This is a genomic window from Caballeronia sordidicola, assembly GCF_001544455.2.
Lineage (GTDB): Bacteria > Pseudomonadota > Gammaproteobacteria > Burkholderiales > Burkholderiaceae > Caballeronia > Caballeronia sordidicola.
In genome coordinates this window covers 41436-54943 of the sequence record NZ_FCOC02000020.1, presented here as the reverse complement: position 1 = coordinate 54943, position 13508 = coordinate 41436, and the positions used below count along the sequence as shown (strand labels likewise).

The 13508-nt window shown below is 60.6% G+C and carries 18 protein-coding genes and 1 riboswitch; of the genes, 10 read left to right on the top strand and 8 right to left on the bottom strand.

The window, feature by feature from the left end; translation table 11 throughout:
* Positions 1-36: 36 nt before the first annotated feature.
* Positions 37-675: a peroxiredoxin gene (locus AWB64_RS24485; protein ID WP_060858027.1), complete on the bottom strand. Its 639-nt coding sequence runs from the start codon at positions 673-675 to the stop codon at positions 37-39.
* Positions 676-1072: 397 nt separating this feature from the next.
* On the opposite strand from AWB64_RS24485, the gene AWB64_RS24480 reads away from it, so the two are divergent.
* From AWB64_RS24480 to AWB64_RS24470, 3 genes are all read left to right on the top strand, one after another.
* Positions 1073-1375 (top strand): ElaB/YgaM/YqjD family protein, encoded by a 303-nt coding sequence (locus tag AWB64_RS24480; protein ID WP_056355014.1) that lies wholly within the window; start codon positions 1073-1075, stop codon positions 1373-1375.
* A gap of 203 nt (positions 1376-1578) precedes the next feature.
* Positions 1579-1959: a phage holin family protein gene (locus tag AWB64_RS24475; RefSeq protein WP_060858026.1), complete on the top strand. Its 381-nt coding sequence runs from the start codon at positions 1579-1581 to the stop codon at positions 1957-1959.
* A 75-nt stretch (positions 1960-2034) separates the two neighbouring features.
* Positions 2035-2532 (top strand): DUF3318 domain-containing protein, encoded by a 498-nt coding sequence (locus AWB64_RS24470; RefSeq protein ID WP_060858025.1) that lies wholly within the window; start codon positions 2035-2037, stop codon positions 2530-2532.
* A 23-nt stretch (positions 2533-2555) separates the two neighbouring features.
* Here AWB64_RS24470 and AWB64_RS24465 read toward each other — a convergent pair whose 3' ends face one another.
* The 7 genes from AWB64_RS24465 to glyA all read right to left on the bottom strand — a co-directional run bounded on the left by AWB64_RS24465 (position 2556) and on the right by glyA (position 7165).
* On the bottom strand, positions 2556-3002 hold the full coding sequence (locus tag AWB64_RS24465; RefSeq protein WP_341845250.1) for a type IV pilin protein: 447 nt from the start codon (positions 3000-3002) through the stop codon (positions 2556-2558).
* Complete coding sequence (locus AWB64_RS24460; RefSeq protein WP_244164195.1) at positions 2999-3490, bottom strand: pilus assembly PilX family protein; 492 nt, start codon at positions 3488-3490, stop codon at positions 2999-3001. Before AWB64_RS24460 ends, AWB64_RS24465 begins: the two co-directional genes overlap by 4 nt.
* 41 nt (positions 3491-3531) lie before the next feature.
* Positions 3532-4326, bottom strand: a complete 795-nt coding sequence (locus tag AWB64_RS24455; RefSeq protein ID WP_060858022.1) for a PilW family protein — start codon at positions 4324-4326, stop codon at positions 3532-3534.
* Entirely contained in the window at positions 4323-4730 is a 408-nt protein-coding gene (locus tag AWB64_RS24450; protein ID WP_060858021.1) for a type IV pilus modification PilV family protein, read from the bottom strand. Before AWB64_RS24450 ends, AWB64_RS24455 begins: the two co-directional genes overlap by 4 nt.
* Positions 4727-5278 carry a GspH/FimT family pseudopilin gene (locus AWB64_RS24445; RefSeq protein ID WP_060858020.1) on the bottom strand — a complete coding sequence of 184 codons (552 nt, stop codon included), beginning with the start codon at positions 5276-5278 and terminating at the stop codon, positions 4727-4729. Before AWB64_RS24445 ends, AWB64_RS24450 begins: the two co-directional genes overlap by 4 nt.
* Before the next feature lie 153 nt (positions 5279-5431).
* Positions 5432-5914: a transcriptional regulator NrdR gene (nrdR, locus tag AWB64_RS24440; protein WP_060858019.1), complete on the bottom strand. Its 483-nt coding sequence runs from the start codon at positions 5912-5914 to the stop codon at positions 5432-5434.
* Between the two features lie 3 nt (positions 5915-5917).
* Entirely contained in the window at positions 5918-7165 is a 1248-nt protein-coding gene (glyA, locus tag AWB64_RS24435; protein WP_060858018.1) for a serine hydroxymethyltransferase, read from the bottom strand.
* Positions 7166-7323: 158 nt separating this feature from the next.
* A riboswitch (ZMP/ZTP riboswitch) is annotated at positions 7324-7423 on the bottom strand.
* 305 nt (positions 7424-7728) lie between these two features.
* Between glyA and ydfG the strand changes: the two genes are divergently transcribed.
* The 7 genes from ydfG (at position 7729) to pal (ending at position 13507) form a co-directional block, all read left to right on the top strand.
* On the top strand, positions 7729-8475 hold the full coding sequence (gene ydfG / locus AWB64_RS24430) for a bifunctional NADP-dependent 3-hydroxy acid dehydrogenase/3-hydroxypropionate dehydrogenase YdfG (RefSeq protein ID WP_060858017.1): 747 nt from the start codon (positions 7729-7731) through the stop codon (positions 8473-8475).
* 117 nt (positions 8476-8592) lie between these two features.
* Positions 8593-9075 (top strand): tol-pal system-associated acyl-CoA thioesterase, encoded by a 483-nt coding sequence (gene ybgC, locus AWB64_RS24425; protein WP_060858016.1) that lies wholly within the window; start codon positions 8593-8595, stop codon positions 9073-9075.
* A gap of 215 nt (positions 9076-9290) precedes the next feature.
* Positions 9291-9968, top strand: coding sequence for a protein TolQ (gene tolQ / locus AWB64_RS24420; RefSeq protein ID WP_060858015.1), 678 nt, complete (start codon positions 9291-9293; stop codon positions 9966-9968).
* 10 nt (positions 9969-9978) lie between these two features.
* Complete coding sequence (tolR, locus tag AWB64_RS24415) at positions 9979-10425, top strand: protein TolR (RefSeq protein WP_060858014.1); 447 nt, start codon at positions 9979-9981, stop codon at positions 10423-10425.
* Positions 10425-11522, top strand: coding sequence for a cell envelope integrity protein TolA (gene tolA / locus AWB64_RS24410; RefSeq protein WP_060858074.1), 1098 nt, complete (start codon positions 10425-10427; stop codon positions 11520-11522). Before tolR ends, tolA begins: the two co-directional genes overlap by 1 nt.
* Before the next feature lie 138 nt (positions 11523-11660).
* Positions 11661-12956, top strand: a complete 1296-nt coding sequence (gene tolB / locus AWB64_RS24405) for a Tol-Pal system beta propeller repeat protein TolB (protein ID WP_060858013.1) — start codon at positions 11661-11663, stop codon at positions 12954-12956.
* A gap of 44 nt (positions 12957-13000) precedes the next feature.
* Positions 13001-13507 carry a peptidoglycan-associated lipoprotein Pal gene (gene pal, locus AWB64_RS24400; protein WP_047845194.1) on the top strand — a complete coding sequence of 169 codons (507 nt, stop codon included), beginning with the start codon at positions 13001-13003 and terminating at the stop codon, positions 13505-13507.
* Position 13508 lies beyond the last annotated feature (1 nt).

Genomic DNA, 13508 nt, shown 5'->3' with positions numbered 1-13508 from the left:
TGGCTTTTTCTCGACCTCAGCGTTCACGCAATGGCGTTATTTGTTGGGTTGCGGCGTGAGGCGCAGATACGGACGCACGGCCTTGTAGCCCTTCGGAAACTTCCGTTTGATTTCCTCTTCGTCCGTCAATGACGGCACGATCACCACGTCGTCGCCCTGCTTCCAGTTACCCGGCGTTGCGACCTGATGGCTATCGGTCAATTGAAGCGAATCGATCACGCGCAGGATTTCGTCGAAGTTGCGGCCCGTGCTCGCCGGATAGGTAATCGTCAGACGCACCTTCTTTTGCGGATCGATGACAAAAAGCGATCGCACCGTCAGCGTGGCATTGGCATTCGGATGAATCATGTCGTACAGCTCGGAAACCTTCCGGTCGCCATCGGCGAGGATCGGGAAACCGACATTGGCTGCCTGCGTTTCGTTGATGTCCTTGATCCATCCTTTGTGCGACTCCACGTTATCCACCGACAAAGCGATCGCCTTCACGTTGCGCTTCTCGAACTCGCCGGCCAGCTTGGCGGTCAGGCCGAGTTCGGTGGTGCAGACCGGTGTGAAGTCGGCGGGATGCGAGAACAGCACGCCCCAGCTATTGCCCAGCCATTCGTGAAACTTGATGCGGCCGACGCTGGAGTCCTGTTCGAAGTCGGGCGCTGTGTCGCCAAGACGCAAGCTCATGGTGTATCTCCTCAAGTGAATAGATCGCGATTTTCATTTCGCGGCAAATCTGCAATAGCCACGCCGATTTCCAAATGGACGAGGCGGCCCGATCAAAATTAAAGCATACGTGACCAAGCCTGCACAACGAACGAACATTCCGTCAGATCGTCATGCATTTTTGTAATTTTTTGGTCCACGACAGAAACATTTGCGATCGTAATTGCCATGAACGCGCGCGACGCAGACGCCGATCCTTCGATTGCGCAAGCTGAAACGGCTACAACAAGCCGATGACAGGCGGCCTTCGTGCATCGGGAACAAAAACTGCAAGCTCTGGTTTCGGGGCCGGATGGACGCTGGTCACCCGCCGCTTCTTTGGTACGATTGGCGTAGCCTCACCCGTTTGGAGCCATCAATGTCGGAAATCAATAAGGAGCGATTCATGTCGGATATCAAAACCGTTCTCGCAGACGCCGAAGACCTGTTGAAGCAGGCCGCGAGTGCCACTGGCGAGCGTGCATCCGAGCTGCGCGAGACCGCTCTGACTCGCTTGAAACAAGCGAAGGAAAAGGCCGCGGACGCACAGGTCGTGGTGATCGAAAAGGGCAAGAAGGCTGCGCGCGCCACCGATGACTTCGTGCACGAGCGTCCGTGGGCATCCATTGGAATTGCAGGCGGCATTGGCGTTGTCATTGGCTTGCTGATCAATCGCCGTTAGGCCTTTGTTGCCGTTGGTTCGCCGCGTGACTGCTTTTCCGATGCTCGCGCGAGCGGACCCGGCCCGAACCTTGCCTGTTTAGCCAGAACGAAGCAAAAAGCTGCCGCCGGCCTCCCGGCGCCTCGCTTCACAGACCGGCTGGATGCTACGAAGTCCACCCGGATATTTCGCGCCAAAAATAACGCGCTCTTCGCGCTCAAGCCATGACGACAGAAAGGCAATTTCAGCACGATTCGCAAGGGCCGTTGCGCCGCATCGTCAGCTCCGTTTTCTCCATCTTCGAAACCCGGCTGGAGTTGATCGGCATTGAACTTTCGGAAGAAAAAGAGCGGCTTATCGGCGTTCTTTTTCTCGGCCTCGCCGCAATGATGCTGACCATGATGGCGCTCATTACGCTGACGGTCCTCATCGCAATTGCGTTCTGGGGCACTTACCGATGGCAATCGCTCGCCGCGATCACGGCGGTCTATGTCCTGGTCGCCATTGTCTGCGCGCTGCGGGCGCGCGCCGGACTGAGCAACGCGCCAAACGTGTTCGAGAGCACGCTCGCCGAGTTCAAGAAAGACCGCGACACGTTCAACTGATATGCAATGCGCGCGTCGCCGCGCTGCATGTCCGGTGCTGTATTTATCGATGACTTTCCACGAGCCTGCCACGCCATGAGTCAAACCGACGACACCTTCAAAGCTCAAAAGCGAGCGAATGCGCACAAACTGAGCACGCCCCACATGCGCGCACTGCGCAAGGAGCTGCTGATCGCTCGGGCTGATGTCGAGCGCATGGAACTGGCGCAGGCAAGCGCCGATCTGCGCTACAAGGTCAAGCACTTCAGCGTGTTGAACCTGATCATGCCCGGGCGCGGCAAGCGCGGCCGTACTTCGGGAGCCGGTGGATTCATGAACCGCATGAGCGGCTTCGGCAATCTGTTCAGCGGCGGCAATCTGAGTTTGCTGTTCAAGCAATACCCCGTGGTGGGTTCGATCGCTTCGCTGGTGCTGACCAAACCTGTACGCACCCGGCTTCTTTCGAGCGCAAAGCCGATCCTCAAATGGGGAGGGCTCGGGCTGCTTGGCTGGGAGGCGTACCGCGTGTGGCAACAGATGAAATCGAATCCGGCTAATACATCCACGGATACGGTGGTCGAGCCCGACGCCTGATCCTCTCGTTTGCATAAGCGGGTTCATTTGCCGCTCCAGCACGCCGCCACTTGGGGCGGCGAGAGTTTTTCGGCGGCGCGATTCGACTTCACGCCGGTAGCATCGAGGGAAAAAGTGCCGCAGGCGTCGTTGCCGGGTGGCACTGCCTCAGCCTCAATGGTGTAGCCGCCGTTCATCTCCGACTCCGCCAGTATTCGTAATATGTACACTGGCGCCCCGGTGGCGGGCGCCTGATCGAAACCCGCCGGCAATGCAGGCTCGACTTCGTTACCCGACGTCGTCCGCGCGCTTTCCACGTATTGCGCAGCACGATAAAGCGCAGCAACCGCGTCCAGCCGCCGTCCCTTAAGCACTTGCTGCTGATAAACCGGAACTGCGAACATCGCGATGATGGCCGCGACACCGAGCGTGATCATGAGCTCGAGCAAGCTGAAGCCCTTGAACGCATTTGCAGTCGAGTTCATGTTCATGGTGAGCTTGTCTGAAAAGGTTTTGCGACCACTCGACGCCAATGCCCGACCACGCCGCTTTCAGTGATTTCGAGCTGCTGTTGCAGCCACGCTTCGCTTCCCGCGTGTCCGCCGAATCCACGAGCGGTAATAAGGAATGCGCTGCCCTCGCGCGATCTGGCCGGCCATGCCTCGATCAGACATTGCGGCGGCCTCGCTGCATGCGGCCAGGTCGCGAACGGAGTGATCGCGTTCGCCGATGGACCTTCGAACGATGCCTTCAGGCGCCACTTTTCCGGCTCGCTGCCGAGTACGCTCGTGACGTCTCTTGGCTCTGGCAAGGAGTCGAACGCAATGCGGGTGCAGCGCAGCAACGCGCTGTCGGCGCTATGGAAAGCCTTCACACGATCTTCCAGCCCGCCGGTTGCCTTTGCACCAACCAACGCCGCTTCGAGCCATGCAGCGGCGGTAACGAGCAGCATTGACGAGACAAGCAGAACGATGGGCAACGCAATTCCGCGTGTGTATGGACGAGAACGATTACACGCCGTCATAGCGACTCCCGTCCGTTGCGCAAGGCAATGCGTCGGTGAAACGCGTGCCGGACGCGGCCATCTGCGGATACAGCCGATACGCCATCACAGTCCAAGTAACTCGGACGCGAATTTGCGCTCGGCACGTCGCCGCGCACGAGCACGCATAGATCGACCGCTGTGACGAGCCGCCAGCGATCTTTGGAAATCGCCACTGCATCGACGGAAAATGGCGCGTCTTTCAACCAATAGCCGATCCTGAGCCGTTCGATTCCCTCTACCAGCGGTTGTCCGGTTCCAGGTTTGCCGCTGCCTTCGCAATAAAGCTCAGGCTCGACGGTGGACGAACTCGCCTTGGCGTAATAACGATTCGTGATTTGTTCACCCGCCGATGCCTGTCCAAGACAATCAGTAGGCAACCCTGCCGATGAGGGCCATGTCGAGATCGTATCGGCGGCGTAGCGGATCAGGATGCCGTCCGAACGGCCCGTCAACGTCTCGCAGACCGGCGCGGAGTCGCTTCCCATCGGACGGCCCGCCGAGCAGCCGAACAATGCCGCCGACGAATCCGGCCCACTCGACGCGCCCATCCCTGCCAGCGCGAAGCCCGCCATTCGAACCTGCTGCGCAATCAGGTCGAGGGCGTTGCTTGCCGCATCGCGCAACCGCGCCGTTTCGGCGGCGCGTTCATAGGCGAGCCGTTGCCCGCGATAGAGCGAAAGGGTCGCGAAGACGATAAGCAAACCGAGCGCCACCGAAATCGACAGTTCGAGCAGCGTATGACCACGCTGAGATGTGCCAGGCGTATTCATCGTGCGAACGCCACGGCCACACAGGCCAGTTTCGCACCGGCGCCCGGCTCGGCGCACGAAGCTTCGGCGTCCTTACCCGATGCCGGTGACCGCCACTTGACCACGGCAACATGCACGCCATTTCCGCGATCCAGCACGTCGATGCCACCATCCGGCAGCGCCGCCTCGGCCCGCGCGCGCCATTGCGCCACGACCGGATCGCGGTCAGAATCGCGGCGGATTCCCTCGACAACGGAATCTGCAATCGATACCGCCATCTCACGCGCCATCAGCGCGCGTTCGTTGCGAGCCAGCCACAACTGCGCGCCGATAATGCCAAGCGCCGTCACGGCACTCAGCGCCAGCGCAATCAACACTTCGATCAGCGAGTCGCCGCGGTTGGATCCGTTCGTCAAGGTCTTCATGCGGCTGCTCCACATGCTCCTTGCGTGAGACGCGCGCGCCCACCAGCAGCGATCCGGATACATCGGCGCCCGCGTGCGCCAAGCGATGCCAACGCGCCATCGCGCGCACTGAATTCGAAGCTGCGGAATCCGCCAATGATTTGCCCCGACGGGGGCGTGAACGACAACTCGCTTCCCGTTCCGCCAACAGCAACGCCTGCCAAAGCGGGCTGCATGCGGATCAGCACGCGGCCGTTATCACGCTCGGCAAAGAGCGCCCAGCCACATGCCCAGTCCGTCAGTCCCCCGTCGCACGCCTTGCCTGCCACGAGGCAGGCATGTGCGGCATTGATCCGGCACAAGGTCACGCGAGCGCCGCGCCGGATCGCCTCGGAGCGTCCCAGTGCAAGACTGGACAACATGGCGCGCGCCCGGGCGTCGACCTGATCGCGCTTGTGCCACACGACAATTGACGGTGCGGAAAACGTCGCGACGACCGCAATGACCGCAAGCACGACGGCAAGCTCGATCAGCGTGAAGCCAGGTGAATAACGAAAATTCATTTGCATCCCTCATCGATTGAACCGGACCAGCAACCAATCTAAAGAGAATTTTCGATGTCCGCCATTAGCCGATTGGCCGAGTATCGGACGCGCAAAAGCCTCGACATACTGTCGAAACGATCACGGTTTCATGCGAGGGGCAAAGAAATGCAGAAACGCTCAGCGTTTGCGGGGACTGGCTTTGCGCGGCGCGGCGCGGCGGAATTCTTCGAGCACGTCTTCGAATTCGGATACGTCTTCAAAACGCTTGTAAACCGAAGCAAACCGCACGTAGGCAATGGTGTCCAACTGGCGCAACTCGTTCATGACAAGTTCGCCCAGACGGTCGCTGCGAACTTCGCGTTCGCCACTGCCCAGCAACTGATATTCAATGCGAGCAACGGCGGCGTCGATGGCGTCGGCCGCAACCGGGCGCTTGCGCAACGCGAGTTGCATGCTTGCCACAATTTTCGCGCGATCGAACTCGGTACGGCTACCGTCCTTTTTAACAACCGACGGCAATGCGAGTTCCACGCGTTCATACGTGGTGAAGCGCTTGTCGCAGGCGGGGCAACGCCGCCGCCGGCGAATAGCCGCCCCATCTTCCGACACACGCGAGTCGGCCACTTGCGTGTCTTCGTGACCGCAGAAGGGGCAGCGCATGGCTTAGCCGTATACCGGGAATTGCCTGGTCAACGCAGCGACCTTCGCGCGCACGCGCTCGAGGTTCGCTTCGTCTTCCGGCGCGTCCAGCACGTCGGCAATCAGGTTACCGACCTGCTCCGCCTCGGCCACACCGAAGCCGCGCGTGGTCATGGCTGGCGAGCCGAGACGCACGCCGCTCGTCACGAACGGCTTTTCCGGATCGTTAGGAATGGCGTTCTTGTTGACCGTGATGTGCGCCTTGCCGAGCGCGGCTTCCGCCGCCTTGCCGGTAATGTGCTTGGCGCGCAGGTCGACCAGCATCACGTGGCTTTCGGTGCGTCCCGAGACAATCCGCAAGCCGCGCTTGACCAGCGTTTCAGCCAGCACGCGCGCGTTATCCACGACCTGTTGCTGATACGACTTGAATTCCGGCGAGAGCGCTTCCTTGAACGCGACGGCCTTGCCGGCTATCACGTGCATCAGCGGTCCACCCTGGATGCCGGGGAAAATAGCCGAGTTGATCTGCTTTTCGTACTCGGCCTTCATCAGGATCACGCCGCCGCGCGGGCCGCGCAGGCTCTTGTGCGTGGTCGTGGTGACGAAATCGGCGAACGGCACCGGGTTCGGATAAACACCCGCTGCAATCAGACCCGCGTAGTGCGCCATGTCGACCATGAAATACGCGCCAACGGTCTTCGCAATCTTCGAGAGCCGCTCGAAGTCGATCTTCAATGCGAACGCCGAAGCGCCCGCCACGATCAGCTTCGGCTTGTGTTCCTTGGCAAGCTCTTCGGTCTTGTCGTAGTCAATGTCTTCGGCTTCATTCAAGCCGTAGCTGACCACGTTGAACCATTTACCCGACATGTTCACGGGCGAACCGTGCGTCAGGTGGCCGCCTTCGGCGAGGCTCATGCCCATGATGGGGTCGCCGGGCTTCAGCATGGCGAAGAACACGCCCTGATTGGCCTGCGAACCGGAGTTCGGCTGCACGTTCGCGGCTTCGGCGCCAAACAACTGCTTCACGCGGTCGATTGCCAGTTGCTCGACCACGTCGACATACTCGCAACCGCCGTAATAACGCTTGCCCGGATAACCTTCGGCGTACTTGTTCGTGAGCTGCGAGCCCTGGGCGGCCATGACGGCCGGGCTCGTGTAATTCTCCGACGCGATCAGCTCGATGTGATCTTCCTGGCGCTCGTTTTCCTTCTCGATCGCCGCAAACAATTCCGGATCGACTTGGGCGATGGTGCTTTTGGCTCTATCAAACATACGTTTTCCGTTGAATGGGTGTCAGTTGACCGGATCGCGCGTGCGCAAAATGTCTGCACCGCGAGAGCGAAGCACGATGGGTCCAGGCGAGGCGGAAGAGAGACGCTCCGTTTACGCAAGACGGACAGCCACCGGCAACGCGCTCAATGCGTGCGGATCTCGGCTGCCCAGGCGAACGGCAAAACGGCACCCCGCGCTTCCCGGTGGGTTAATCCACCTTGGACCCGAAGATCCTTGTCGCCAGTTACGCAGGGCTGGAGAGCCTTAGTTTAATGGGGCGTCGGAGATTAGGCAACAGCGGCTAAACGCTTGAAATTGTTCGATTCTGAAGGATCTTGCTCCGCGGCAAATCGCGGCCGATCGATGTTCGGGCACCAAAATTGCCGTCGAGCCAGCGGGCCGTAGAGCCGGCTACGCCGAATGCGCTTGCCGGGACGATGAGCAAACCCGGCTGACAGCTTGCCGCGCCGCATCAATGGAAGTACGCTGTTTGGCTTTCCCGCGCGCGCCCAGGCGTGTCGCGATCCTGACCCTTTCCGCAACCTGACAACGGGAATCCGCACATGATCGTATTTGTAACTGGCGCTTCCGCCGGCTTTGGAGCTGCCATCGCCCGTACGTTTGTTAAAGGCGGCCATCGAGTGATTGCCACGGCGCGCCGCAAGGACCGGCTTCTGGAGTTGTCGAAGGAACTCGGCGAAGCACTTTTGCCCGTCGAACTGGATGTCCGCGACGACGCTGCAATCAAGTCCGTCGCCGCTGGCTTGCCGGCTGAATTCGCGGACATCGACGTGCTCGTGAACAACGCGGGACTGGCGCTCGGCCTGGAGCCGGCGCAACGCGCGAGCCTCGACGACTGGAACAACATGATCGACACGAACTGCAAAGGTCTCGTAACTGTCACGCATGCGCTGCTGCCCGGCATGGTCGAGCGCAATCGCGGCCACGTGTTCAACCTGGGTTCGGTCGCGGCGACCTACCCGTATGCGGGCGGCAATGTATATGGTGCAACGAAAGCGTTCGTGCGCCAATTCAGCCTGAATTTGCGCGCGGACCTGTCAGGCACGGCGTTGCGTGTGACCGACATAGAACCGGGCTTGTGCGGCGGCACCGAATTTTCGAACGTCCGCTTCAAGGGCGACGACGCGAAGGCGGCCAATGTCTATAAGGACGTGGAGCCATTGACGGCGGAGGACATTGCCAACGCCATCTACTGGATCGCCACGCTGCCGGCTCACGTGAATATCAACACCATCGAAATGATGCCGGTAGCGCAATCATTCGCCGGGTTGAGCGTTCATCGCGGCTGAAGCGACATTTTTTCGGCACGTCCCGATGAATCGTTCGCCAGTTGTTGCCTGGAAGCAGCACATTACAGCGCGTTTCGGCGGCCTGTTTACGGCTTCCGGTAAAATGCGTGGATGAATATGTCAACCAGCGAGCCTCAACTGGCGACCGGCCCTTTGACTTTCGACTGGCCGCTGCGTGTCTACTACGAAGACACCGACGCCGGCGGCATCGTCTTCTACGCGAACTACCTGAAGTTCTTCGAACGGGCACGCACCGAATGGCTGCGCGCGTGCGGCATCGATCAACGCAAGCTGGCGGAATCAGATGGCGTATTGTTCGTCGTCAAGCGCACGGCGGTGGAATATTCGGCGCCCGCGCGGCTCGACGATGTCATCCACGTGGTAAGCAGGATTGAAAAGATCGGCCGGGCTTCGGTGGACTTTCACCAGGAAGCGTGGCGCGATGGCGTGTTGCTGGCGGCCGGAAACATACGCGTGGCGTCGGTCAGTCTCGCGTCCATCCGGCCAGTGGGAATTCCCGCGTCGGTGCTGAGCGGCTTGCGCGGGGGTCCGCGCGCGTGCAGCGCGTCAACCGTGCCGGCAACAGTATCGTTTAAATAACTTTGTTCAGAAAAAGCTCATGTAGAAAAACACTTTTTGGCTCCATCATCGAGACCCGAACCGAATAGAGCCTGCGAGCCTTTGCACGCAAGCACAGCAGCACCGAGTGCGTTCCAGCGGCTACATTGTTGACGCTTTCGGCTTTCCAACCGGAAATCCGACATTTTGACTGGAACCAACCCGGACGCCCCTTTGGGACGTAACAGCGGACTTTTATGAACACTACACAAGACCTGTCGATCGTTTCTCTCGTCATTCATGCCAGCCTGTTGGCGCAGGCCGTCATGGCGCTGTTGCTGATACTGTCGTTGTTGTCGTGGACGTACATCATTCGTAAATGGTTCGCCATCCGGCGCGCCCGCGCCCAGACGGAGCGCTTCGAGCGCGATTTCTGGTCGGGCGGCGACCTGCAGGCGCTGTATCAGAGCGCAGCGCACAACCGCCATACCATCGGCGCGCTGGAACGGATCTTCGAGTCCGGCATGCGCGAATTCCTGAAGGGCAAGGAACGCCGCATGAACGATCCAGCCGCTATTCTCGATGGTTCGCGCCGAGCCATGCGCGCCGCCTTCCAGCGTGAAATGGACGTGCTTGAAGTCAATCTCGCGTTTCTCGCGTCGGTCGGTTCGGTCAGCCCGTATATTGGTCTGTTCGGTACGGTCTGGGGGATCATGAATTCATTCCGCGGCCTGGCAAACGTCCAGCAGGCAACGCTTGCGAACGTGGCGCCGGGTATTGCCGAAGCGCTCGTGGCCACGGCAATCGGCCTGTTCGCAGCAATTCCTGCCGTGGTCGCCTATAACCGTTACGCACACGATATCGACCGCCTCGCGATCCGCTTCGAAACGTTTATCGAAGAATTCTCCAACATCTTGCAGCGCCAGGCCCACTAAGGAGTTCAGAATGGCCGGAGGTTCAATGCGTTCCAGCATGCGCGGCAGTTCACGGCGCGCCATGTCCGACATCAACGTCGTGCCGTACATTGACGTGATGCTCGTGCTGCTCGTCATTTTCATGGTGACCGCCCCGCTCGTCTCGCCGTCCATCATCAACCTCCCGACGGTGGGCAACGCCGCGCCGCAGGAGCAAACGCCGCCGGTGGTGGTCAATATCAAGGCGGACGGCAGCATGAACGTGCGCTACAAGGAAGACGGCGGCGCGGCGCAACAGCAGAACATGTCGAAGTCGGAACTCAATGACTTCGTGCTGAACCGGCAGGAATCGCATCCGGACCAGCCGGTCGTGATCGCCGCCGACAAGACCGTGAAGTATGAAGTCGTAATGAACGTGATGTCCGACATGAAGGCGCGCGGCGTCAAACGGGTCGGATTGTTAGTCAAATCGCAATGATGAATCGGCAGCCAAGCGGGAACCCTGGCGCGCGAACCAGTGCGCGCCCCGTCCGTCCGCCGCGTGAACGCGGCACATGGAAGGCGTTCGCGCTCGCTGCGCTGATGCACGTGCTGCTCGGCATCCTGCTCTATCACGGCGTGAACTGGCAGAACAACACGCCGGCCGGAGCCGAAGCCGAATTGTGGACAGACATCCCCGACCTGTCGGCGCCCACGCCGCGCATCGCTCCGCCACCTGCGCCGCCAGTGAGGGTGCAGCCCGCGCCGCCGCCCGCGAAGGACGAAGACGCCGACATTGCGCTGCAGGAAAAAAAGCGCAAGCAGGAAGCAGCGGCACGCGCCGCGCAGCTCGCCGAACAGCAGCGCGCGCAGCAACAAGCTGAGCAGGAAGCCGAAGCCAAGCGCCAGCAGCTTGCGGCCCAACAAGCCGCGCAGCAAGCCGCAGCGGCGGCAAAAGCCGCTCAGGATAAACAGAAACAGGCCGATAAACAGAAGCAGCTCGCCCAGCAGAAGCTTGAGCAGCAGAAAGCGGCCCAGCAGCAAGCGAAGGAAAAGCAGGCCGACGCCGAGAAAGCCGAGCAGCAAAAGGAACAGGCTGACGCCAAGGCGAAGGCGCAAGCGGATGCCAAGGCCCAGGCTGAAAAGGCACAAGCCGACGCGAAGGCCAAAGCCAAGGCGCAGGCCGACGCGCAAGCGAAGGCCAAGCTCGACAAGGAACGCAGCGCACGGCTGGCGGCCTTGCAGGGCCAGGCGGGCGGCGGCACGAACTCGAGCGGCGACGGCCTCGCCAAGGGCGGTACGGGTAGCGGCGCGGGCGGGACGGCGACATCGGCGGGATATGCCGAGAAGGTGCAGCGGCGCGTGCGTCCGAATATTGTGTGGGCGGGGGAAACGGCGGGACTGGAGACCGTGGTCGCGGTGCGCTGTTCGCCGACAGGTACGTTGTTATCGGCGACGATCCGGCGTTCGAGCGGCAACGAGCAATGGGACGAAGCGGCGTTGCGCGCAGTGCAGCGCTCGGACCCGATGCCCGTCGACACCAACGGTCAGGCGCCCTCCGCTTTTACGATCACCTTGCGCCCGGCGGGTGGCTGATCGGAATTTGAACGGTCCGGCCGAACATTTTTAGGACGTTGATGCCCTTCGTGTGAAGATTGGGAACGAATTGTGCGATTGGCGGTCTGTTGTGCAGCCATCGATAGTTTAAATATTGCATTTTCTGGAATCAGATACATGAGTTTGATGACGAAGCTTGGCTTGAAGACGCTTGTTGCCTCCTGCCTGATCGCGGCCGGTACATCCGCCGCGCAGGCGCAACTGAACGTGCTCGTGACCGGCGTGGGTTCGACTCAGTTTCCTATCGCCACCGCCACGTTTGCCAACGAAGCGAACTCGCCGCAGCAGGTCAGCGCGATCATTCGCCAGGATTTGCAGCGCAGCGGCAAGTTCACGAACATCGACGCGGGCGGCACGCCAGTGTCGGAGACGGATTCCGTCGACCTTGGCAGCTGGAAGGCAAAGGGCGCCGATGCTTTCGTATCGGGCAGCGTGACGCGTTTACCGAACGGCCAGTTCGAAGTGCGCTTCCGCCTGTATGACACGGTGAAGCAGGAAAGCCTTGGCGGCCTGTCCCTCGTCAGCCCGGAAAGCGGCTTGCGCATGAGCGCGCACAAGGTGGCCGACTACATTTACGCGAAGTTGCTCGGCGGCCGCGGCGTGTTCGCGACGCGGCTTTCATACGTAATCAAGACGGGCGGCCGTTATCAGTTGCAGATTTCCGACTCGGACGGCCAGGACGCGCGCATTGCGCTTTCCAGCCCCGAGCCGATCATCTCGCCGGCCTGGTCGCCTGACGGCACCAAGGTGGCGTATGTATCGTTCGAAAAGAAAAAGCCCGTTGTCTATATTCACGATCTGCCGACAGGCAAACGCGTGATCGTATCTAATCAGAAGGGCAATAACAGTGCACCGGCATGGTCGCCGGACGGCCGCAAGCTTGCGGTCGCCCTGTCCGCCACCGGCAACACGCAGATTTTCCAGGTGAACGCAGACGGCAGCGGTTTGCGTCGCCTGACCACGGGCAGCTCGATTGACACCGAGCCGGCTTACTCTCCCGACGGCAATTCGATTTATTTCACGAGCGACCGGGGCGGCGCGCCCCAGATTTACAAGATGTCGGCAAATGGCGAAAGCGCCGGGTCGGCACAGCGCGTCACATTCACGGGCAGCTACAACACCAGCCCGCGAGTGAGCCCGGACGGCAAGCAAGTCGCGTACATTTCGCGCGTTGGCGGCGGTTTCAAGCTGTATCTGCTGGACCTTGCGTCCGGTACGGCTACAGGCCTGACCGACACCGTGCATGACGAATCGCCGAGCTTCGCGGCGAATGGTCAGTACATCCTCTACGCCACCCAGGTGAACGGGCGTGGCGTGTTGGCAGCCGTGTCGACCGATGGCCGCACGCGGCAAGTCTTGTCGCTTCAGGGGGGCAGCGTACGCGAGCCGTCCTGGGGTCCGTTCATGCAATAAACCTGATGCAATAACTCAAGCAGCAACACACAAGGAGAGTAACCATGATGTCTAAAATTCGTATCGGCTTTGCAGTGGCGATGGTCGGTGCACTGGCCGCATGTCATTCGGGCGTGAAGCTTGATGAAGGTGCAAACAAAGGCGCGATCGGCACGCAACCCGACGCGAACGCGGTTCAGCAAGTCAACGTCGATCCGCTGAACGATCCGAACAGCCCGCTCGCGAAGCGCAGCATTTACTTCGACTTCGACAGCTACGCAGTTCGTGACGACTATCAGCCGCTGTTGCAGCAACACGCGCAGTATCTGAAGAGCCATCCGGATCGTCACGTCCTGATCCAGGGCAACACCGACGAACGCGGCACGAGCGAGTACAACCTGGCGCTGGGCCAGAAGCGTGCGGAAGCTGTGCGTCGCGCAATGTCGCTGCTGGGCGTGGCCGACACGCAAATGGAAGCCGTGAGTCTGGGCAAGGAAAAGCCGCAGGCTACCGGTCATGACGAGTCGTCGTGGGCGCAAAACCGCCGCGCTGATCTCGCTTATCAACAGTAAT